This window comes from Paramicrobacterium agarici (assembly GCF_002563955.1).
GTDB lineage: Bacteria > Actinomycetota > Actinomycetes > Actinomycetales > Microbacteriaceae > Paramicrobacterium > Paramicrobacterium agarici.
On the sequence record NZ_PDJE01000001.1, the window covers coordinates 2294197 to 2316383 of the forward strand.

Sequence of the window (22187 nt, forward strand, 5' to 3'; positions counted from 1 at the left end):
CTGCGCGTGCTAAGCTATTCGTTGGCCTAAACCGACGAGCACGAGCGGCTGCGAGCTCGATCGCGTGATGGGAGCCGTTCTGTAGCCGAACGACCTGGCCAATCCCTCTGCCCTGCCGTGCGCTCACGCGCGCTCGCAAAGCACTGTTAGAGATTTCATACCGAAAGGACACCGTGTCAAACACGTCCCGTTCAAAGACGCGCCTCTCGCGCGCACTCGGCGTCGCCCTGACCCCGAAGGCCGCGCGCCACATGGAGAAGCGTCCCTATGCTCCTGGTGAGCACGGCCGCACCAAGCGCAAGGCAGATTCCGACTACTCGGTTCGCCTGAAGGAGAAGCAGCGTCTCCGTGCCCAGTACGGCATTCGCGAGAAGCAGCTGAAGATCGCGTTCGAAGAGGCACGACGCCACAAGGGCCTGACAGGTGAGAACCTCGTCGAGATCCTCGAGTCACGTCTCGATGCCCTCGTTCTGCGCGCCGGCTTCGCACGCTCCACCGCTCAGGCCCGCCAGATGGTCGTGCACCGCCACATCATGGTCGACGGCAAGATCGTCGACCGCCCCTCGTTCCGTGTCAAGGAGGGTCAGCTCATCCACGTGAAGACCCGCAGTGAGTCAAGCGAGCTCTTCCAGGTCGCTGCTGCTGGCGGACACGCCGAGGTGCTTCCGAAGGTTCCCGGCTACCTCGAGGTTGAGCTTGACAAGCTGCAGGCACGTCTCGTTCGCGCCCCGAAGCGCGCCGAGATCCCCGTGACCTGTGAGGTTCAGCTGGTCGTCGAGTACTACTCGGGTCGCTGATCACAGCACCATCGGAGGGTCACGGTTCGCCGTGGCCCTCCTTTGCGTATGCGGACGCTCTGCGGCAGAGCGCACCGGGTAGGATTGTCGAGGGCTTCGAGGAACATTCGACGAGGAGATGAAGATGAAGAACCTGCTGTTGCTTCTCGTGGGCGTCGCGACCGGATTCGTCGTGGCCCACAAGGTCAATCAGACGCAAGGCGGCCGCGAGTTCTTCGCCGACGTCGATGCCAAGATGCGTGAGTTCACCGACACCGTCGCCGAAGCGTACCGCGAACGCGAGGCAGAGCTGCGAGAGACGATCGACTCGCTCGTCGAAGACGCAGAGGCGGCGATCGACGATCTCAACAAGCGGTGACAACACTTTTCATCATTCACGAACGAACGGACATATGAAGACTTCCGAGATCCGTCAGCGCTGGCTTGATTATTTCGGGGAGCGGGGCCACACGGTTGTTCCGAGCGCCTCGCTTGTGAGCGAAGACCCAACCGTGATGTTCACGATCGCCGGAATGGTGCCGTTCATCCCGTACCTGACCGGGCTGATTCCCGCGCCGTATCCGCGAGCGACGAGCGTGCAGAAGTGCATCAGGACGAACGACATCGAAGAGGTGGGGAAGACCCCGCGGCACGGCACGTTCTTCCAGATGACTGGAAACTTCTCGTTCGGCGACTACTTCAAGAAGGGCGCGATCGAGTACGCCTGGGATCTGCTGACGACGTCGGAGTCCGACGGTGGGTACGGGTTTTCCGAGAAGGATCTCTGGGTCACCGTCTACAAAGATGACGACGAGGCCATCGCTCTGTGGAAGAGCATCGCCGGGCTGCCGGACGAGCGCATTCAGCGTCTCGATAAGGACACGAACTACTGGTCGACGGGTCACCCGGGCCCGGCCGGGCCGAGCTCAGAGATCTTCTTCGATCGCGGGCCGGCCTACGGCCCAGACGGCGGCCCCGCCACCGATGACGATCGTTACGTCGAGATCTGGAATCTCGTGTTCATGCAGTACGAGATCGAGAACGTGCGCAGCAAGACCGAGTTCGACATCGTCAGAGAGCTTCCGTCGAAGAACATCGATACCGGCATGGGTCTTGAGCGCGTCGCCTTCCTCAAGCAAGGCGTCGAGAACATGTACGAAATCGACCAGGTACGGCCTGTCCTCGATCGCGCGTCCGAGCTCTCGGGCCGCCGTTATGGCGCCGATCACGACGACGATGTGCGCATGCGCGTTGTCGCCGATCACGTGCGCTCGTCGCTCATGCTCATGAGCGACGGCGTCATGCCCTCGAATGAAGGACGTGGATACATTCTGCGGCGGCTTCTTCGCCGCAGCGTCCGCGCCATGCGTCTTCTCGGCGTCGAAGGCCCCACATTCCCTGAGCTCTTCTCGGCCTCACGCGATGCCATGTCTCCCGCATACCCCGAAGTCGCCCGGGACTACGATCGAATTTCCCAGGCAGCGTATGGCGAAGAAGACACGTTCTTGCGCACACTCGCCAGTGGAACGACGATTCTCGACCTCGCGGTCGACTCGTCGAAGAAGACCGGAAGCAGCGTGCTGGCGGGTGACACCGCATTTCTCCTGCACGACACGTACGGCTTTCCGATCGACCTCACTCTCGAGATCGCCGACGAAGCCGGACTGACCGTGGACCGCGACGCGTTCGACTCGCTCATGTCGCAGCAGAAGCAGCGGGCGAAGGCGGATGCGAAGAACAAGAAGTCGCAGGTGGCGGATCTCAGCGTCTACAGCGCGTTCCGCGCACTCGGGGAGACGCAGTTTCTCGGCTACACCGAGATGACAGCCGACTCGCGCGTGCTAGGCATCATCGTGGACGGAGAATCCGTGACGAGCGCGGCTGCAGGTCAGACCGCTGAGGTCATTCTCTCGGAGACGGCACTCTACGCGGAGTCCGGCGGTCAGGATGCTGACAAGGGCACGATCGTCGGCGACGGCTTCGAGCTCGAGGTGCTCGACGTGCAGCGCCCCGTCAAGGGCCTCATCAGTCACACCGTCACCGTGACGCGCGGCGTCGTCTCTGTTGACGCGGCTGCCACAACGGTTGTCGACGCCGAGTACCGGCGCGGCGCACGCCAGGCCCACTCGGGCACCCACGTGATTCACGCAGCGCTTCGGCAGATCCTCGGCCCCAACGCGCATCAGTCCGGTTCATACAACAAGGCCGGGTATCTCCGGCTCGACTTCTCGTGGAACCAGGCTCTGTCGCGCGAGACCCTCACGGAGATCGAAGAGATCTCGAACAACGCCATTCGCGACAATCTCGATGTTGTCACACGGGAGATGCCGCTCGACGAGGCTAAGTCGCTCGGCGCAATGGCGCTCTTCGGTGAGAAGTACGGCGACGTCGTGCGTGTCGTCGACATCGGCGGGCCGTGGTCTCGCGAGCTCTGCGCCGGAACGCACGTGTCGACGAGCTCAGAGATCGGCATGATCAATCTCGTGAACGAGTCGTCGGTCGGCTCGACGAACCGGCGCGTCGAATCACTCGTCGGTCTTGAGGCTTTCGACGACCTTGCGGCCGAAAGAGCGATCGTGCGCGAACTCACGGCCTCGCTCAAGACGCCGAGAGAGCAGCTTCCCGGTCGAATCACCGACCTCGTCGCGAGCCTCAAGCAGGCAGAGAAGAAGATCAAGGAGTACGAGCAGCAGGCACAGGCGCAGCGTGTACCCGAACTGCTCGGCACCGTTGAGACCGTCGGTGCCACGCGCGTCGTGGCGCAGTCGCTCGGGTCGATGGGCTCGGCCGACGATGTTCGGACGCTCGTCACGACCGTCCGCGAACGTCTCGGAAGCGAACCCGCTGTCGTCGCGCTTGCGGCGAACGTGAAGGATCGTCCCGTGATCATCATCGCCACGAACGAGGCAGCGCGTTCCGCGGGAATCCGGGCAGGGCAGCTCGTTCGCACCGCTGCAGGCGTTCTCGGGGGCGGCGGAGGCGGCAAAGACGACATGGCGCAGGGCGGGGGACAGGACCCAGCAGCGATTCCCGCGGCCCTGACAAGCGTTGTCGACGCCGTGACGAGCTGAGCGTGTGCGATTTTCGCACGGGAGTGCGTCTCGGCGTCGACGTGGGCAAGGCCCGCATCGGCATTGCCCGGTGCGACCCTCTCGGCATGCTCGCAACACCCGTCGAGACCGTTGCCCGCGACAGTTCGGGCTCTGCGGACGTGACGAGAATCGTCGAGATCGCGCACGAGCAGAATGCACTCGAGATCGTCGTCGGTCTTCCGCTCTCACTCTCGGGTGCGCACACCCCGTCGACGGAGGACGCCGTGGCGTTCGCCCATCGGCTGGCCACGACCGCGGGGCGCCCGGTCCGACTCGTGGATGAGCGGCTCTCGACCGTGACGGCGCACTCCGCGATGAAGGATACCGGCCGCTCTCAGAAGCGTTCCCGTAAGATCATTGATCAGGTTGCCGCTGTGATCATCCTGCAACATGCGATCGACACCGAGAAGACGACGTCAGAGCCGCCTGGAGTCCAGGTGGAGACAACACCGGAATCGTGAGTACGAATGCCCACTGAGCCCACCCCAGGCGAGGACCCGCTTCGCCATTTGTTCGACGAGCACGCCGACGAGCCGTCAGAATCTCGTCCTCTCTCGCGGCGAGAGCGCCGCATGCGCGAGAACGCCAGCAGTGACGCGGCTGACGACGCGCCGGCCGCCGATGGTGACACAGCGACCACTGATTCGGCGCACGGAGCTCCTCGCGACGACGCGGGGGAGAGCGCGCCATCGGAACCCGTCACGTCGAGCTTCGACCTGCTCGTCTCGCAGACCGTCGCAGAAGACCGCGCCGCACGGCGCCGGAGGCGCGGACAGGCCTCGTCCGAGAAGCCGAAGAAGCGCTCGAGCGTGATTCTGTGGACCGTGCTTCCGCTCATCGTCATCGCGGCGATCGTCGCGAGCGGGTTCTACGTGTGGAACACGTTCGAGCCTCAGATCCGCAGCGTCATGGGCTGGCAGGAGCCGATCGACTACGAGGGCGACGGCACGGGCGAGACCCTCGTCGTCATTGCAGAGGGCGACACCGGATCAGACATCGCCGCGACGCTCGCCGAGTCGGGCGTGACGAAGACCTCGAAGGCGTTTTATCAGCTTCTGCTCACACAGGAGCCAGAGCCGACGTTCCAGCCGGGCACGTACTCGCTCAAGAAGAAGATGAGCGCCCAGGCCGCTCTCTCCGCACTGCTTGATCCCGACAACAAGGTGGAGCGCACGGCGCTCATTCGCGAGGGCATCACCGGAGAGACGATTCTTCAGCGTCTCAGCGAAGCTACAGAGATTCCCCTCGACGAGCTGCGCGAGGCAGCATCCGACCCGACGGCATTCGGGATTCCCGAGACTGCCCCGTCGATCGAGGGCTGGCTGTTCCCCGCTGTGTACCAGTTCGAGCCCGACATGAGCGCACACGACGTCATTCAGACGCTTGTCGACCGCATGTTCCAGGCGCTCGACGAGGCCAACGTCGCACCAGAGAACCGCGAGACCGTGCTGACCACCGCCTCGATCATTCAGCGAGAGGCTCGGCAGGAAGATGACTTCTACAAAGTCTCGCGAGTCATCCAGAACCGCCTCGACAAGGGCATGAAGCTGCAGATGGACTCGACCGCGCAATACGGGGTCGACACCGGAAGCGACTCCGTCTGGTCGAGCAAAGAAGCGCTCGAATCCGACAGTCCGTGGAACACGTACAAGCACGAGGGTCTTCCGATCGGTCCCATTGCAAGCCCCGGAGATCTCGCTATCGACGCCGCCGTCAATCCAGCTGCCGGGGATTGGCTGTACTTCGTGACTGTCAATCTCAAGACCGGAGAGACGGTGTTCTCGACGACGAACGCCGAACACGAGAAGGCCGTCGAGAAGCTGCGCGCCTGGTGTGCGGAGAACCCGGGAAACGGATGCTGATGCGCGACCGGCTCGCCGTTCTCGGTTCTCCGATCGCACACTCGCAGTCGCCCGCCCTCCACTCGGCCGCATACCGGGTCATGGGGCGGCCGTGGAGCTACGACCGCATTGAGATGCGCGAGCACGAGCTCACGGCGTTTCTGAACAGCGCTGACGCCGCGTGGCGAGGGCTCTCCCTCACGATGCCGCTCAAGAAGGCTGCATTCGCAGCATCCGAGACTCTCGATGACGATGCCCGCCTCACTGGCGTCGTGAACACTCTTCGACTGAACGATGGACCGGTGGCCGGCTTCAACACCGATGTCGAGGGGATCGTGCGCGCCGTGCGCGCAGCAGGGTTGCGAGCACCGGACGCTGTTCTCGTTCTCGGCGGTGGCGCCACCGCGGCCTCTGCTCTCGTCGCCGCAGGCCGGCTCGGCGCGTCCCACGTGGAGATCGCCGTGCGCGCGCCGGCGAAGGCGCAAGGACTGTTCCCTCTTGCGCACGAGGTCGGTGTCGAGCTCGCGATTCGCGAGCTGTCGTCGAGCGTCGTCGCATCGCACGCGGACGTGATCGTGAGCACACTGCCCGGCGGAAGCGAAGCCGCAGAGCAGTACACGGCCGATACCCGGCGGCACGCACTGCTGTTCGACGTTGCGTATTCCCCATGGCCAAGCGCCGTCGCCCGCGCGTGGCACGACGTCAACGGCTCCGTCATCAACGGACTCGGGATGCTCGTGCATCAGGCTCTGCTCCAAGTGCGCGTCTTCGCGTCGGGCTCACCCGACGCGGTACTTGACGACGAACAACGCGTGCTCGCGGCAATGCTCGACGCCGTGCATCTCGAGGCCGACGGCCGAGCATGATGGAAGCAACAGCGTCACGCGGTCACCGTGTCATCGACGCTGTGGAAAGATAGAGGCATGCTTCGTTGGCTCACGGCCGGAGAATCCCACGGCCCCGAACTCATCGCTGTGCTTGAAGGGCTCCCGGCCGGCGTGCCCGTATCGCTCGACGCCGTACGCGCTGATCTTGCCCGTCGCAAACTCGGCTACGGCCGAGGCAGCCGCATGAAGTTCGAGCAAGATGAGCTCACACTCTCAGGCGGTGTCGTTCAGGGGACCTCACTCGGCAGCCCAATCGCCATCCGGATCGGCAACACAGAGTGGCCGAAATGGACAGAGGTGATGAACCCGGAGCCCACGGAACTCAGCGAGAAGTCCCGCGGACGGGGCGCCCCGCTCACACGACCGCGCCCCGGGCACGCCGACCTCGTCGGCATGCAGAAGTACGGCTTCGACTCCGCGCGACCGATTCTGGAGCGCGCCAGCGCTCGCGAGACGGCCGCGCGCGTCGCTCTCGGCGCTGTCGCTCGCGCATTCCTCGCTGAGCTCGACATCCGTCTCGTCAGCCACACGCTCTCGATCGGGCCGGTCCGAGTGCCGGACGACGCGCCGCTGCCTCGCCCCGAGCACGTTGAGCAGCTCGATGCTGACCCGCTGCGCTGCTTCGATGCAGAGACAAGCGATCGGATGGTCGCAGAGGTCGACGACGCGCGTAAAGCGGGAGACACGCTCGGCGGCGTCGTCGAGGTGCTGGCGTACGGCCTTCCGCCCGGCCTCGGATCTCACGTGCACTGGGACCGACGCCTCGACGGACGCCTCGCCCAGGCGCTCATGGGAATCCAGGCAATCAAAGGCGTCGAAGTCGGCGACGGCTTTACAACGACGACACGACGCGGCTCGGAAGCGCACGACGAGCTCTACACGGACGACGGCTCGATCCATCGGACGAGCGATCGAGCAGGCGGCACCGAGGGCGGAATGTCCACGGGAACCGTTCTGCGCGTGCACGCGGGAATGAAGCCCATCGCCACCGTCCCGCGAGCGCTGCGCACCGTCGATGTTGTCACGGGAGACGAAGCAACCGCGCACCACCAGCGTTCCGACGTGTGCGCGGTTCCCGCGTCGGGAGTTGTCGCTGAGGCAATGGTCGCCCTTGTACTCGCCGACGCAGTTCTGGAGAAGTTCGGCGGCGACGCGGTCGACGAGACACGCCGCAATCTCGAGTCGTACCTCGAGAGCATCCCCACGACCTTGCGCTCGGCGGGAACCGCCGAAACGTCGCTCTGAGATGGTCGTGAAGCAGCTCCCACTCGTGTTCATCGGGCCCATGGGCTCCGGAAAGACTCGCATCGGCCGGCGCGTCGCCAAAGCGTTGGGGGAGCGGTTCATCGACACCGACAAGTCGATCGTCACAGAGCACGGTCCGATCAGCGCGATCTTCGAAGAACATGGAGAAGAGTACTTTCGCGGACTTGAACGCCGCGCTGTCGCCGAGGCGCTGACCGCGAAGGCCGTCATCTCGCTCGGCGGCGGAGCCGTCGTCGATGTGGAAACACAGCGCCTCCTCGAGGGCCACACCGTGATCGAGCTCACGGTGACGGCCGAGGCCGTGCTCGCGCGCATGGACACCTCGAAGCGCCCCCTCTTGAAGAACGGGCCAGAGGCGTGGGAGCGCATCTACGATGAGCGTCGCGCCGTGTACGCCCGTCTCGCGACGGCGACCTTCGACACGTCATCAGGCCCGATCTCACGCATCGCCGATGACATCGTCGCCTGGGTGAGAAACTGACGAAGGAAGGACACCATGACGGACACCACCGAGATCACCGTCGAGGGCACGGACCCCTACAGCGTCACGATCGGCCGAGCGAACCGGCTGGAGGCCGCCGCGCAGCTGAGCTCCTCCGTGGCGAAGGTGCTCATCGTCCACCCGCCGACACTCGCCAAAGCCGCAGAAGAGCTTCGCGAAGTGCTGTCAGACGGAAGGCAGGTTCTGCTCGCTGAGATTCCGGATGCTGAGGCAGGAAAGCGCGTCGAGGTCGCAGCGTTCTGCTGGCAGATCATGGGACAAGCCGACTTCACGCGAACGGACGCTGTCATCGGATTCGGCGGGGGAGCCGTGACCGACCTCGCCGGCTTCGTCGCCGCGACCTGGCTGCGCGGCGTCGAGCTGCTGCAGATTCCTACGACGGTTCTCGGAATGGTCGACGCCGCCGTCGGCGGCAAAACGGGGATCAACACGGCCGAAGGCAAGAACCTCGTTGGCGCGTTCTACGCACCGAAGGCCGTCGTCGCCGACCTTGACACGCTGGAGCCCCTACCGCGGAACGATGTTCTCGCGGGCTTCGCTGAGGTCGCGAAATGCGGATTCATCGCCGAGCCCGAGATCCTCGACCTCATCGAGAACGATGTCGACGCGGTCACGAATCCCGCAACCGAGCAGTTCCGCCGCGCGGTCGAGCTCTCGATCGGGGTCAAGGCGCGCGTCGTGGGCGAGGACTTCCGCGAATCTGGCTTGCGCGAGATCTTGAACTACGGGCACACCCTCGGGCATGCCATCGAGCACACGGAGCGCTATCAGTGGCGGCACGGGGCCGCGGTGAGCATCGGAATGGTGTACGCCGCAGAGCTGTCGCGCCTTGCGGGGCGGCTCTCGGACGACGCGGTGGATCGTCATCGCAGCATCCTTGGCTCCCTCGCGCTTCCGATGGAGTACCCCGTCGGGCGTTGGAAGACACTGCTGGCCACGATGCAGCGCGACAAGAAGGCACGTGCAGGGATGCTGCGGTTCATCGTTCTCGACGACTTCGCACGGCCCACCGTCTTGCAAGCGCCCGACCAGTCCCTGCTCTTCTCGGCCTACCAGGAAATCGGATCGTAGGCCATAGGCTGTTTTCATGACGCGCATTCTCGTTCTCAACGGCCCCAATCTCGGCCGTCTCGGTACACGGGACCCCGAGGTCTATGGCACGCAGACGCTCGACGACCTGCGGCGCATTCTGAGTTCCGATGCCGGAGGGCACGACATCGTCGTGCGGCAGACCGACGCCGAGAGCGAGCTGCTGGGCTGGCTGTACGAAGCGATCGACGCGGAAACGCCCGTCGTCCTGAACGCCGGGGCCTGGACGCACTACTCCTACGCCCTGCACGACGCCGTCGAGATGGTGACCTCGTCTGGCGTGCCCGTCATCGAGGTGCACATCTCTAACCCGCACGCGCGCGAGCAGTTTCGCCATACGAGCGTGCTGACGGCCGTGGCGACCGGTGTGATCGCGGGTTTCGGGTTCGACTCGTATCGCCTCGCCGTGGCGCAGCTCGTGCGCTGAGCGTGTGCTTCTTTGGCGGCGTCGCGCGCTGCCGGTAAACTTGCACGCCGGGCCGCATTCGGCCCCTCATCTTCCACCGAACGGACATCCATTTCATGGCATCAACCGCTGACATCAAGAACGGCGCCGTCCTCAGCATCGACGGCAACCTGTGGAGCGTCATCGAGTTCCAGCACGTCAAGCCAGGCAAGGGCGGCGCGTTCGTGCGCACAAAGCTCAAGAACGTCGTCTCAGGCAAGACCATCGACAAGACGTTCAACGCGGGAACCAAGCTCGACTTCGAGAACGTCGATCGTCGCGAATACACGTACCTCTACAACGACGGCGACTCGTTCGTCTTCATGGACCAGAGCGACTACGACCAGATCCAGGTTCCCGCCGCCGTGGTCGGCGACGCCGCCAACTTCATGCTCGAGAACCAGTCGATCACGATCGCGATGCACGACGGAAATCCGCTGTACGTCGAGCTTCCGGCATCCGTGATTCTCGAGATCACGTACACAGAGCCCGGCCTCCAGGGCGACCGGTCGACGGGCGGCACAAAGGGCGCGACCGTCGAGACAGGCTACGAGATCCAGGTTCCGCTGTTCGTCGAGACCGGAACAAAGGTCAAGGTCGACACTCGCACGGGCGACTACCTCGGTCGCGTCAACGACTAGTGAGCGCACGTTCAAAAGCGCGCAAGCGCGCCATCGACATTCTGTACAGCGCCGACGTGCGCCAGCAGGATGTTCGGGAGGCGCTGAGCGCCGAAGCACAACGCGCGGCGAGCGAGCCGGCACGAGAGGCCTCGTGGCTCTACGCTCGCGACATCGTCGACGGTGTCATTGAAACGCGCGCCGAGATCGACGAGCAGATCGAAACGTATGCGCAAGGCTGGACGATTGCCCGCATGCCGGCGGTCGACCGTGCGATTCTGCGCATCGGAGTGTGGGAGATCCTGCATAACGACGAGGTGCCGACGGGCGTCGCGATCAACGAAGCCGTCGAGTCGGCGAAGACGCTCTCGACCGATGAATCTGCTGGATTCGTCAATGGGCTCCTCGGCAAGATCGCGGAGGCCGCCGGCAGCGTGTGACTGCGCGCGGTCGCCGTGCGATAAGATCAGTCGACCAACATCCTTTAATGCCGTCCAGAGAGGCGGAGAAGGGAGTGGCGCATTGAGCATGCGCACTGTGCTGCACGCTGCAGACATCTCTCGAGCGCTCACCCGCATCGCACACGAGGTTCTCGAGTCGAACAAGGGCGCAGATCGCCTCGTCGTTCTCGGCATTCCGACCCGCGGGGTTGCGCTCGCAGACCGAGTGGCAGAGCTCATCAGCTCGATCTCGGGCACTCGCGTCCCCTCCGGCGCGCTCGACGTGACGATGTACCGCGACGACCTGGCTCGTCATCCCACCCGCACGCCCGCGCCGACCAGCATTCCGGAAGGCGGAATCGACGGCGTGACTGTGGTGCTCGTCGACGATGTTCTGTTCTCGGGCCGGACCATTCGCGCTGCACTCGATGCTCTGGGAGACATCGGGCGACCTCGGGCCGTGAGACTTGCGACGCTCGTTGATCGTGGGCACCGTGAACTGCCCATTCGGCCAGATTTCGTCGGGAAGAACCTCCCCTCGGCGTCGCACGAGCGCATCAACGTGCGCGTCGTCGAATATGACGGCGAAGACGCGGTGACGATCGAGGAGGTCGGCCGCTGATGCGCCACCTGCTCACAACGAAAGACGTCTCTCGCGACGCCGCCATCGGACTGCTGGATGTCGCAGAGGATATGGCCGCGACGCAGCGCAGAGAAGTCAAGAAGCTGCCGACGCTGCGCGGAAAGACAGTCGTCAATCTGTTCTTCGAGGACTCCACACGCACGCGCATCTCGTTCGAAGCAGCGGCGAAGCGACTCTCGGCTGACGTCATCAACTTCAGCGCGAAGGGATCGAGCGTGTCCAAGGGCGAAAGCCTCAAAGACACAGCGCAGACCCTCGAGGCCATGGGCGCGGATGCTGTCGTCATCCGGCACAGCTCATCCGGCGCTCCTCGAACCCTCGCCTCCAGCGGATGGATCTCAGCTGGCGTCATGAACGCGGGCGACGGCATGCACGAGCATCCGACCCAGGCGCTCCTCGACGCCTTCACCCTGCGCGCACGCACACACGGAGCAGCGACGAGGGGAAGAGGCCTTGACGGTCTGCACATCGCCATCGTCGGCGACATTCTGCACTCCCGTGTGGTGCGCTCGAATGTGTGGCTGCTCACGACGCTCGGGGCCACCGTCACCATCGTCGCGCCGCCGACGCTCGTTCCCGTCGACGTCTCGGCATGGCCCGTCAGGGTCTCCTACGACCTCGACGAGGTACTCAAGACCCGTCCGGATGCCGTCATGCTGCTGAGAATCCAGGCCGAGCGGATGCATGACGCGTTCTTCCCCAACTCCCGCGAGTACACGCGCAGGTGGGGACTCGACGACGAGCGCTTCGCGATGCTTCCGAAGAGTACGATTGTCATGCACCCTGGGCCGATGAATCGCGGCCTTGAGATCTCGTCGTCGGCCGCTGACTCTGCACAGTCGACGGTGCGCGAACAGGTCACCAACGGAGTGTCGGTGCGAATGGCCGCGCTCTACCTGCTGCTGTCCGGCGAACGAGAGGAAATCCAGTGACGACCCAGACCCTGCATATCTCGGGCGCTCGGCTGTCGAGTGGGCAGGCAGCGGACATCCTCGTCGAGGGCGGCATCATCACCGAGGTCGGCAGCGTGGGTGCTCCCGCAGGCGCGACGCGCATCGATGCCGACGGCCTGCTCGCGCTGCCCGGGCTCGTCGACCTGCACACCCACCTGCGCGAGCCTGGCTTTGAACAGAGTGAGACCGTACTCACCGGAACCCGGGCTGCGGCAGCCGGAGGGTTCACAGCGGTCTTCGCCATGGCGAACACGTCACCGGTCGCAGATACCGCTGGGGTCGTCGAGCAGGAGCTCGAGCTCGGGCACCGCGCGGGGTACGCGACCGTGCAGCCGATCGGCGCGGTGACCACGGGGCTCAAGGGCGAACGTCTTGCAGAGCTTGGCGCTATGGCTTCATCGCGAGCTCGTGTGCGCGTCTTCTCCGACGATGGTTTCTGCGTTTCCGATCCGCTGCTGATGCGTCGCGCACTCGAGTACGTCAAGGCGTTCGACGGCGTCATCGCACAGCATGCGCAAGAGCCGCGCCTGACAGAAGGCGCGCAGATGAACGAGGGAGCACGTTCGGCGGAGCTCGGCCTCACGGGCTGGCCCGCGGTCGCTGAAGAGTCGATCATCGCCCGCGATGTGCTCCTGGCCGAGCACGTCGGGTCGCGCCTGCACGTCTGCCACGTCTCGACGGCGGGCAGCGTCGAGGTGATCCGCTGGGCTAAGGCTCGAGGCATCGATGTGACTGCTGAGGTCACGCCGCATCATCTGCTTCTCACCGATGATCTCGTCGCCGGGTTCGACGCTCGCTTCAAGGTGAACCCGCCCTTGCGAACACGTGAAGACGTGACAGCGCTGCGGGAGGCCCTCGCTGACGGAACGATCGACATCGTCGCGACAGACCATGCACCGCACCCGGCCGAGAGCAAGCAGTGCGAATGGGATGCTGCGGCAAATGGCATGGTGGGACTCGAGTCCGCGCTCAGGGTCGTTCATGAGTCCGTCGTCACCTCGGACCAGCTGGGCTGGACCGACGTCGAGCGTGTGCTGAGCAGCTCTCCCGCCCGCATCGGGCGGCTCCGGGGACAGGGTGAACCGCTTGCTCAGGGCAGCAGCGCCAATATCCTGCTGTACGACTCGAGCGTGCGCGGGGCATTCACGCGCGACGCCCTTCACGGTCGCAGCGCGAACTCACCGTACCTCGATTGGGAGTTGCCAGGCCGCGTCGTGACGACCATCCATAACGGCGCGATTACGGTCGCCGATGGCACGCTCGCAGATCCAGAAGAGATCGGGCAGGAGGCGATCGTCAATGGATAAGGTCGTTCCAGGGCTCATTCTCGCAGCGCTCGTGCTGCTGATCTTCACCGTCATGTGGCGATCGTGGCGACGACGCTCCTCGGCAGACGCCGAGCACGGTGTCACAGCGGTTCCGTCGTCATTCGCTCCGACCGCAGAGTTCGACGTGCACTACGTCGCGACCACCCGCGGTGGCGAGCCGTTGGAACGCCTCGCGCTCCCCGGACTCGCCTTCCGCGGCGCAGGCCAGCTGCGAACGGCTCCGTCAGGAATCGCGCTTGGCGTCGACGGGGAACAGCCCGTGTTCGTTCCCGCGTCGGCCCTGCGCACCGTCGATACCACCAATGTTGTCATCGACCGGGTTGTCGAGCCAGGCGGGATAGTCCGCATCTCGTGGACTCTTGCCGACGGAACACCCTGCGACAGCTACGTGCGTCTCCGCGAACCGTCGAATCAGCCGACGATGTGCGCGGCTATCTCAAACCTCATCCAGAACGTCCGAGACCGCTCGGATCGTGAAAGCGAAAGCAACGCATGACCACTACGACACCGTTCAGCCCGCAACCTCCAGCCGTCCTCGTTCTCGAGGACGGAACCCGATACGAAGGTGACGCCTACGGTGCCACGGGCATCACCCTGGGCGAGGTCGTCTTCGCCACCGGCATGACCGGATACCAGGAGACACTCACCGATCCCTCGTACGCCGGTCAGATCGTTCTCATGACGGCGCCGCACATCGGCAACACCGGCGTCAACGACATCGACAAGGAATCGACGAAGATCTGGGTCGCCGGCTTCGTCGTCCGCGATCCTTCCCGCGTCGTCTCGAACTTCCGGGCCGAGCGGAGCCTAGACAGCGAGCTGACTACTGACAGAGTAATCGGCATCTCGGGCATTGACACCCGTGCCGTAACCCGCCGCATCCGATCGGGCGGTGCCATGCGCGCCGGGATCTTCTCGGGAGACGCGTTCGACCTGACAGCATCCGAACAGCTCGACAAGGTGCGCAGCGGTGCCCAGATGACGGGCCTCAACCTGTCTGCTGACGTCTCGACGCGTGAGACGTACACGGTGCCTGCCACGAGCGATCGCATCGGCTCCGTCGCCGTTCTCGACCTCGGCGTCAAGACGTCGACGGTGAATTATCTTGCGGAGCGCGGGTTCGACGTGCACGTGATGCCGCAGGACATCTCGACGCAGCAGCTGCTTGATCTGGCGCCCGATGCACTGTTCTACTCGAACGGACCGGGCGATCCAGGGGCATCAGACCGGCATGTCGACATGCTCCGCACCGTGCTCAGGGAGGGGATCCCGTACTTCGGCATTTGCTTCGGCAACCAGCTTCTCGGGCGCGCACTCGGATTCGGCACGTACAAACTTCCGTTCGGGCACAGGGGAATCAACCAGCCTGTTCTCGACACGAGCACCGGACGCGTGGAGATCACCTCGCACAACCACGGCTTCGCCGTTGACGCCCCCATCGAGGGGATCAGCGAATCCACCGAGGGATTCGGTCGGGTGGAGGTCAGCCATTACGACCTCAATGACAACGTCGTCGAGGGACTGAACTGCCTCGACATCCCGGCATTCAGCGTGCAGTATCACCCGGAGTCGGCCGCAGGGCCGCACGACGCCATGTACCTCTTCGATCGATTCCGTGAGATGGTCATCGCACGCAACGATCACTCAGACACGAACAACGCGGGAGACAACAACTAATGCCGAAGCGCGACGACATCAACAGCGTTCTGGTCATCGGCTCAGGGCCGATCGTGATCGGGCAGGCATGCGAGTTCGACTACTCGGGAACCCAGGCGTGCCGCGTGTTGCGTGAGGAAGGCGTTCGCGTGATCCTCGTCAACTCGAACCCCGCAACGATCATGACGGATCCGGACTTCGCCGACGCAACATACGTCGAGCCGATCTCATGGCAGGTGATCGAGACGATCATCGCGAAAGAGAAGCCCGACGCCATTTTGCCGACGCTCGGCGGACAGACTGCGCTCAATGCTGCCGTGCAGCTGCACGAGCATGGCATTCTCGAGAAGTACGGGGTCGAGCTCATCGGCGCGAGCTTCGAGGCGATCCAGAAGGGCGAGGACCGCCTCGCCTTCAAGAATCTCGTTCTCGAGTGCGGCGCTGACGTTGCAGCATCCAAAATCTGCCACACCATGGACGAAGTACTCGAAGGCGCCGACGAACTGGGGTATCCGCTCGTCGTGAGGCCGAGCTTCACCATGGGCGGCCTCGGCTCCGGATTCGCCTACGACGAAGACGACCTGCGCCGTATCGCGGGTGCCGGTCTGCACGACTCGCCGACGCACGAGGTTCTTCTCGAAGAGTCGATTCTCGGGTGGAAGGAGTACGAGCTCGAGCTCATGCGCGATGCGTCCGACAACTCGGTGGTCGTCTGCTCGATCGAGAACGTCGACCCGGTCGGCGTTCACACAGGAGACTCCGTCACAGTGGCGCCAGCACTCACACTCACTGATCGGGAGTATCAGAACCTTCGGGACATCTCGATCGACATCATCCGGGCCGTTGGCGTCGACACGGGCGGCTGCAACATCCAATTCGCCGTCGATCCGAGCAACGGCCGCGTCATCGTCATCGAGATGAACCCGCGCGTCTCGCGCTCGAGTGCGCTTGCGTCGAAGGCAACGGGGTTCCCGATCGCGAAGATCGCCGCGAAGCTCGCGATCGGCTACCGGCTCGACGAGATCCCGAACGACATTACCCGTGTGACACCGGCAAGCTTTGAGCCGACGCTCGACTACGTCGTCGTGAAGGTGCCGCGCTTCGCTTTCGAGAAATTCCCCGCCGCAGACCCCACGCTCACGACGACCATGAAGTCGGTGGGCGAGGCCATGGCGATCGGCCGCAACTTCACCACGGCGCTGCAGAAGGCCCTGCGCTCCCTGGAGAAGCGCGGTTCGTCGTTCCACTGGGAGGCGGAGGACCGCACGGTCGACCAGCTTCTCGCCGAGATCACGGTTCCGACCGATGGGCGCATCGTTCTCATCCAGCAGGCTCTGCGCAAGGGCGCAACGCCGGAGCAGATCTTCGAGGCGACCAAGTTCGATCCCTGGTTCACCGATCAGATCGTGCAGATCAACGAGATCGCTGACGCGATCGCGCAGGCACCGATGCTCGACGGGGCGGTCATGCGGCTGGCCAAGAACCATGGCTTCTCTGATGCGCAGATCGGTCAGCTCCGGGGGTTCGCCGAGGAACAGGTTCGCGAGGTGCGTCACCTGCTGGGTGTGCGTCCCGTCTACAAGACCGTCGACACGTGCGCGGGAGAGTTCCCGGCCCTCACGCCATATCACTACTCGAGTTATGACCACGAGACCGAGGTCGAGCCGAGCGATCGGCGCAAGGTCGTCATTCTCGGCTCGGGGCCCAACCGCATCGGTCAGGGCGTCGAGTTCGACTACTCGTGCGTTCACGCGTCATTCGCGCTGCACGATGCCGGCTTCGAGACGATCATGATCAACTGCAACCCCGAGACGGTCTCGACAGACTACGACACGAGCGACCGGCTGTACTTCGAGCCGCTCACGCTCGAAGACGTGCTCGAGGTCATCGACGCGGAGTCTGCGTCAGGAGAACTGGTCGGCGTCATCGTGCAGCTGGGAGGGCAGACGGCGCTCAGCCTCGCCAAGGGGCTCAAAGCCAATGGCGTGCCCATTCTGGGAACAACGCCAGAGGCAATCGACTCGGCTGAAGAGCGGGGTCAGTTCGCAGCGATCCTCGATCAGGCGGGTCTGCTTGCTCCCCGTAACGGGACGGCCACTGACCGAGACGGAGCCATTGCCGTTGCCGAGGACATCGGGTATCCCGTCCTCGTGCGCCCGAGCTTCGTCCTGGGCGGACGGGGCATGGAGATCGTCTACGACCGCGACGCGCTCAGCGACTACTTCACACGCATCGACGATCAGGGAATCGTCGGCCCCGAGCATCCGTTGCTCGTCGACAGGTTCCTCGACGATGCGATCGAGATCGACGTGGACGCTCTCTACGACGGAAACACGCTCTACATCGGCGGCATCATGGAGCACATCGAAGAGGCCGGCATCCACTCCGGCGACTCGAGCTGCACGCTTCCGCCCGTCACGCTCGGACCGACTCAGATCGATGCCGTGCGCGTCGCCACCCGGGCGATTGCCGAGGGAATCGGCGTGCGCGGACTGCTGAACGTGCAGTTCGCGATCGGGCAGGGCGTGCTCTACGTTCTCGAGGCGAATCCCCGGGCGTCGCGCACCGTTCCCTTCGTCTCGAAAGCCCTGGGCATCCCGCTCGCCAAGGCAGCGTCGCTCGTGATGACAGGCTCGACAATCGAGTCGCTGATCGCCGACGGGCTCATTCCGGCGAAGGACGGTTCGGAGGTCGGCCTCGAGTCGCCCGTCGCTGTGAAAGAGGCCGTGCTGCCGTTCAAGCGGTTCCGCACCCGCGACGGTCGCATCGTCGATTCGATCCTCGGACCGGAGATGCGGTCGACGGGAGAGGTCATGGGAATCGACAAGGACTTTCCGACGGCCTTTGCGAAGAGCCAGGAGGCGGCGTATGGCGGGCTTCCCCTCGAAGGGACGGTCTTCGTCTCGGTTTCCGACAGTGATAAGCGCTCGGTCGTGCAGTCGGTGCTCCGACTGCACGAGCTCGGATTCACGATTCTCGCGACCGAGGGAACATCGCGCGTGCTCACCCGCTACGGCGTGCCGACGCAGACCGTGAACAAGGTGAGCGAAGGCGGAGAGAATATCGTCGACCTCATCGAGCGAAACGACGTCGACATCGTCGTGAACACGCCCAGCGGAAGTTCTGCTCGCGCGGACGGCTACGAGATCCGCGCGGCAGCGGTCGCCGCGGACAAGCCGTTGTTCACCACCGTTGCCGAGCTCTCGGCCGCTGTCGCCTCGTTCGGTGCTGTCCGCAACGGCTTCCAGGTGACGAGTCTCCAGGAGTATCAGCGCGAGCGGGATCTCGTTTGATGCCCACGGCCTTCGGCGACCGCCTCGCGTCGGTGTTCGACGCGAGCGGCCGCCTGTGCCTTGGTATCGACCCTCACGCGCACCTCCTCGCGTCGTGGGGTCTTCCCGACACGGCAGACGGCGCTCGCGAGTTCGGTCTACGTGCCGTGGACGCCGCCGCAGCCTCTGTCGGAATCGTGAAGCCTCAGGTCGCGTTCTTCGAACGGTTCGGCTCGGCGGGATACGCGGCGCTCGAGAGTGTTCTCTCGGCGGCTCGCGCCGCCTCGTTGCTGGTCATCGCGGATGTGAAGCGCGGTGAGATCGGCTCGAGCATGCTCGGCTACGCGTCGGCGTGGCTGACGCCGGGTTCACCGCTCGAGGCGGACGCCGTCACTCTCAACCCGTATCTCGGCGTCGGAGCGCTCATCGAGACGTTCGAGACAGCGCAGCGCAATCACAAGGGCGCATTCGTGCTCGCGGCGACCTCCAACCCCGAGGCGACCGTGCTTCAGAAGTCAGCGGCACCCGACGGTCGCAGCGTCGCGAGCAGCATCGTGGCGGACGTCGGTGCGTGGAACGCGCAGAACGCCGTCGGAGGGCGCGCGAGCATCGGGATCGTCGCGGGGGCGACACTCGATCTGAACGTCTTCGGAATCGACACGACAACCGCTGCTGACCCCGTTCTTCCCGTTCTCGCGCCAGGCTTCGGGTTCCAGGGCGCTCGTGTCGAAGATGCCTCATCCATCTTTGGTCGGCTATCGCCGGGTGTGATCGTCAGTGAATCCCGAAGTATCCTGTCAGCCGGGCCTGTTGACATCGCGCGCACAGCCGCACAGCGCGCCACGGAAGTGAGGGAGTCCTTTGTCTGAACCGTCGCACCGTCGGCCACCTGAGGTGGACCGCCAGGCAGCATCCCGCGCCGCTGTCGCCGCACGCCGTGCCCGTGCCGCTGTCAAGTCCGATGTCGCCTCCGGTCGGCGTTCCGCTCTCGACGTGCTGCAGACGGCGTTTGCCGATCCGGAGGGCGTCGAGGGTCGCATGCGCGTCACGGATCTTCTGATCAGCGTTCCCGCCATCGGCGCGACAAAGCTCGAGCGCATCCTGTCTGACCTGCGCATCTCGCGCGCCAAGCGCATCGGCGGTCTCGGCGTGCACCAGCGCGAGCGACTCAGCGCATTTCTGACACAGCGCGAATCGACGAACAGGGCTCGCCGTCGCAGTCGTCTCGTCGTGCTTGCCGGGCCAACGGCCGTCGGCAAGGGAACCGTTGCCTCATACATTCGCGACAACTATCCCGATGTGCTCCTCAGCGTGTCCGCGACAACGCGGGCTCCTCGGCAGGGAGAGGTCGATGGCGTGCACTACTTCTTCGTCGACGACGCCGAGTTCGATCGCATGATCGCAGAGGGTGAGCTGCTTGAGTACGCGACGGTGCACAACTCGTACCGCTACGGCACCCCGCGCTCTCCGATCGAGAAGGCCCTTGCCGAAGGCAGCAGCGTCTTGCTCGAGATCGATCTGCAGGGAGCGCGGCAAGTACGAGCGCGCATGCCCGAGGCCACTCTGGTGTTTCTGCTTCCGCCGACCTGGGACGAGCTTGTGCGCCGCCTCGTCGGCAGAGGCACAGAGGATGCTGTCGAGCGAGCTCGTCGCCTTGACACGGCGCAGGTCGAACTTGCCGCGCAAGACGAGTTCGATTACCGCGTGACGAACACCACTGTCGGCGAAGCCGCGCAAGAAGTCGTAGAATTGATAAAGACTCGCGGCCGGGGCCCCCGTCGGGCACAACCTGAAGCTGCATTTACCGCCGCCGAAACCACACGAGGAGTGTGACCAGACTTATGGCTGACAAGCTCAAGGGAATCATTGACCCGCCCATCGACGACCTGCTTTCGAAGGTCGACTCCAAGTACCAGCTCGTGATCTTCGCCTCCAAGCGGGCTCGCCAGATCAACGACTACTACGCGGACCTGCACGAAGGCAGCCTCTTCGACAACGTCGGCCCTCTCGTTGACTCGACCGTCGATGACAAGCCGCTCTCGGTTGCACTGCACGAGATCAACGAAGACAAGCTGGTTCTTCGCCCGCTCTCTGAGTGATTTTCACCGGAATGTCGGTGGTGCAGCGGATGCTGGAACCACCGACATTTCTTTGCGTAGCTACGACACGGTAGGGACCTTTCATGACCGAACTGCGACTTTTCACCTCTGAATCTGTCACCGAAGGGCATCCCGATAAAATCTGCGACCAGATTTCCGACAGCATCCTCGATGCTCTGATCGCCGTCGACGCGCGCAGCCGAGTCGCCGTCGAGACGATGGTGACGACCGGCCTCGTGCATGTCGCGGGCGAGGTTTCGACATCGGGATACGTTGAGATTCCCGCGATCGTCCGTGACGTCATCCGCCGCATCGGGTACACGTCAAGTGAGGCCGGGTTCGACGCGGACTCGTGCGGGATCGAGGTATCGATCGGCTCTCAGTCCAATGACATCGCGCAGGGAGTCGACGGCTCCTTCGAGACGCGCGAGCAGGCATCGTCCGATCCCTACGACCAGCAGGGCGCAGGCGATCAGGGAATCATGTTCGGATACGCCACGAACGAGACCCCAGAGCTCATGCCGATGCCCGTCTGGATCGCTCACAGGCTCTCTGAGCGCCTCGCGACGGTGCGCAAGTCGGGCGAAATCGACTATTTGCGCCCAGACGGCAAGACTCAGGTGACGGTCGGCTACGACGGCGACGTTCCTCGAGCGGTGAAGACGATCGTTCTGTCGACCCAGCACGCGCCAGAGGTATCAACCGAGCAGCTCAGAAAAGACGTGCACGAGCACGTCATCGCACCTGTTCTCGAACCGCTCGATCTCGACACGTCGTCATACGAACGATTTATCAACCCGACGGGCACGTTCGTGCTCGGCGGGCCGAAAGGCGACGCAGGGCTCACAGGTCGCAAGGTCATCATCGATACATACGGCGGTGCAGCCCGGCATGGCGGAGGAGCCTTCAGCGGGAAGGACCCGTCAAAGGTCGACCGCTCCGCCACGTACGCGATGCGCTGGGTGGCCAAGAACGCCGTCGCTGCGGGGCTGGCCGACCGCATCGAGGTTCAGGTGGCGTACGCGATCGGCAAAGCTGCGCCCGTCGGCCTGTACGTCGAAACCTTCGGCACAGGCCGTGTGTCCGACGCGGCGATCGTCACCGCCATCAGAGAGGTCTTCGATCTGCGCCCTGGAGCGATCATCGACCAGCTCAACCTGCTCCGGCCGATTTACGCTCAGACGGCGACGTACGGTCACTTCGGACGCGAACTTCCGGACTTCACGTGGGAGACCACCGACCGCGCTGACGCGCTCCGGGCAGCATCCGGTCTGTGAC

Annotated in this window: 22 protein-coding genes; all 22 read left to right on the forward strand. The window is 64.3% G+C overall.

Going from position 1 to position 22187, the window contains the following annotated elements:
• The first annotated feature begins 173 nt into the window (after positions 1 to 173).
• The 22 genes from rpsD (at position 174) to metK (ending at position 22186) form a co-directional block, all read left to right on the forward strand.
• Positions 174 to 797, forward strand: coding sequence for a 30S ribosomal protein S4 (rpsD, locus tag ATJ78_RS11225; protein ID WP_098407671.1), 624 nt, complete (start codon positions 174 to 176; stop codon positions 795 to 797).
• A 124-nt stretch (positions 798 to 921) separates the two neighbouring features.
• Positions 922 to 1155: a hypothetical protein gene (locus tag ATJ78_RS11230; RefSeq protein WP_098409339.1), complete on the forward strand. Its 234-nt coding sequence runs from the start codon at positions 922 to 924 to the stop codon at positions 1153 to 1155.
• Between the two features lie 34 nt (positions 1156 to 1189).
• On the forward strand, positions 1190 to 3847 hold the full coding sequence (gene alaS / locus ATJ78_RS11235; RefSeq protein WP_098407672.1) for an alanine--tRNA ligase: 2658 nt from the start codon (positions 1190 to 1192) through the stop codon (positions 3845 to 3847).
• Between the two features lie 2 nt (positions 3848 to 3849).
• The gene (ruvX, locus tag ATJ78_RS11240; RefSeq protein WP_098407673.1) at positions 3850 to 4329 is read left to right on the forward strand and encodes a Holliday junction resolvase RuvX; all 480 of its coding nucleotides are present in this window, start codon (positions 3850 to 3852) and stop codon (positions 4327 to 4329) included.
• A gap of 6 nt (positions 4330 to 4335) precedes the next feature.
• Positions 4336 to 5730: an endolytic transglycosylase MltG gene (gene mltG, locus ATJ78_RS11245; RefSeq protein WP_245836293.1), complete on the forward strand. Its 1395-nt coding sequence runs from the start codon at positions 4336 to 4338 to the stop codon at positions 5728 to 5730.
• Positions 5730 to 6575 (forward strand): shikimate dehydrogenase family protein, encoded by an 846-nt coding sequence (locus ATJ78_RS11250; protein ID WP_245836294.1) that lies wholly within the window; start codon positions 5730 to 5732, stop codon positions 6573 to 6575. Before mltG ends, ATJ78_RS11250 begins: the two co-directional genes overlap by 1 nt.
• 57 nt (positions 6576 to 6632) lie before the next feature.
• On the forward strand, positions 6633 to 7841 hold the full coding sequence (gene aroC, locus ATJ78_RS11255) for a chorismate synthase (RefSeq protein ID WP_098407674.1): 1209 nt from the start codon (positions 6633 to 6635) through the stop codon (positions 7839 to 7841).
• A gap of 7 nt (positions 7842 to 7848) precedes the next feature.
• Positions 7849 to 8343: a shikimate kinase gene (locus ATJ78_RS11260; protein WP_245836295.1), complete on the forward strand. Its 495-nt coding sequence runs from the start codon at positions 7849 to 7851 to the stop codon at positions 8341 to 8343.
• A 15-nt stretch (positions 8344 to 8358) separates the two neighbouring features.
• The gene (gene aroB / locus ATJ78_RS11265; protein WP_098407676.1) at positions 8359 to 9435 is read left to right on the forward strand and encodes a 3-dehydroquinate synthase; all 1077 of its coding nucleotides are present in this window, start codon (positions 8359 to 8361) and stop codon (positions 9433 to 9435) included.
• A 16-nt stretch (positions 9436 to 9451) separates the two neighbouring features.
• Entirely contained in the window at positions 9452 to 9880 is a 429-nt protein-coding gene (locus ATJ78_RS11270; protein ID WP_098407677.1) for a type II 3-dehydroquinate dehydratase, read from the forward strand.
• A gap of 95 nt (positions 9881 to 9975) precedes the next feature.
• A complete protein-coding gene (efp, locus tag ATJ78_RS11275; protein WP_098407678.1) occupies positions 9976 to 10539 on the forward strand; it encodes an elongation factor P in 564 nt (187 codons plus the stop codon).
• Positions 10539 to 10958, forward strand: a complete 420-nt coding sequence (nusB, locus tag ATJ78_RS11280) for a transcription antitermination factor NusB (RefSeq protein ID WP_098407679.1) — start codon at positions 10539 to 10541, stop codon at positions 10956 to 10958. The genes efp and nusB overlap by 1 nt, the downstream gene beginning before the upstream one ends.
• Positions 10959 to 11040: 82 nt before the next feature.
• Complete coding sequence (pyrR, locus tag ATJ78_RS11285) at positions 11041 to 11580, forward strand: bifunctional pyr operon transcriptional regulator/uracil phosphoribosyltransferase PyrR (RefSeq protein ID WP_098407680.1); 540 nt, start codon at positions 11041 to 11043, stop codon at positions 11578 to 11580.
• Positions 11580 to 12533 (forward strand): aspartate carbamoyltransferase catalytic subunit, encoded by a 954-nt coding sequence (locus ATJ78_RS11290; RefSeq protein ID WP_098407683.1) that lies wholly within the window; start codon positions 11580 to 11582, stop codon positions 12531 to 12533. Before pyrR ends, ATJ78_RS11290 begins: the two co-directional genes overlap by 1 nt.
• A complete protein-coding gene (locus ATJ78_RS11295) occupies positions 12530 to 13861 on the forward strand; it encodes a dihydroorotase (protein ID WP_098407686.1) in 1332 nt (443 codons plus the stop codon). The genes ATJ78_RS11290 and ATJ78_RS11295 overlap by 4 nt, the downstream gene beginning before the upstream one ends.
• Positions 13854 to 14378: a PH-like domain-containing protein gene (locus tag ATJ78_RS11300; RefSeq protein WP_098407688.1), complete on the forward strand. Its 525-nt coding sequence runs from the start codon at positions 13854 to 13856 to the stop codon at positions 14376 to 14378. Before ATJ78_RS11295 ends, ATJ78_RS11300 begins: the two co-directional genes overlap by 8 nt.
• The gene (gene carA, locus ATJ78_RS11305; RefSeq protein ID WP_098407690.1) at positions 14375 to 15559 is read left to right on the forward strand and encodes a glutamine-hydrolyzing carbamoyl-phosphate synthase small subunit; all 1185 of its coding nucleotides are present in this window, start codon (positions 14375 to 14377) and stop codon (positions 15557 to 15559) included. The genes ATJ78_RS11300 and carA overlap by 4 nt, the downstream gene beginning before the upstream one ends.
• Positions 15559 to 18831, forward strand: a complete 3273-nt coding sequence (gene carB, locus ATJ78_RS11310; protein WP_098407692.1) for a carbamoyl-phosphate synthase large subunit — start codon at positions 15559 to 15561, stop codon at positions 18829 to 18831. Before carA ends, carB begins: the two co-directional genes overlap by 1 nt.
• A complete protein-coding gene (gene pyrF / locus ATJ78_RS11315) occupies positions 18831 to 19679 on the forward strand; it encodes an orotidine-5'-phosphate decarboxylase (protein ID WP_098407693.1) in 849 nt (282 codons plus the stop codon). The genes carB and pyrF overlap by 1 nt, the downstream gene beginning before the upstream one ends.
• Positions 19672 to 20643, forward strand: a complete 972-nt coding sequence (gmk, locus tag ATJ78_RS11320) for a guanylate kinase (protein WP_098407695.1) — start codon at positions 19672 to 19674, stop codon at positions 20641 to 20643. Before pyrF ends, gmk begins: the two co-directional genes overlap by 8 nt.
• Before the next feature lie 8 nt (positions 20644 to 20651).
• Positions 20652 to 20909 (forward strand): DNA-directed RNA polymerase subunit omega, encoded by a 258-nt coding sequence (gene rpoZ / locus ATJ78_RS11325; protein ID WP_098407697.1) that lies wholly within the window; start codon positions 20652 to 20654, stop codon positions 20907 to 20909.
• Positions 20910 to 20992: 83 nt separating this feature from the next.
• Positions 20993 to 22186 (forward strand): methionine adenosyltransferase, encoded by a 1194-nt coding sequence (gene metK / locus ATJ78_RS11330; RefSeq protein ID WP_098407715.1) that lies wholly within the window; start codon positions 20993 to 20995, stop codon positions 22184 to 22186.
• The last annotated feature ends 1 nt before the right edge of the window (position 22187 follow it).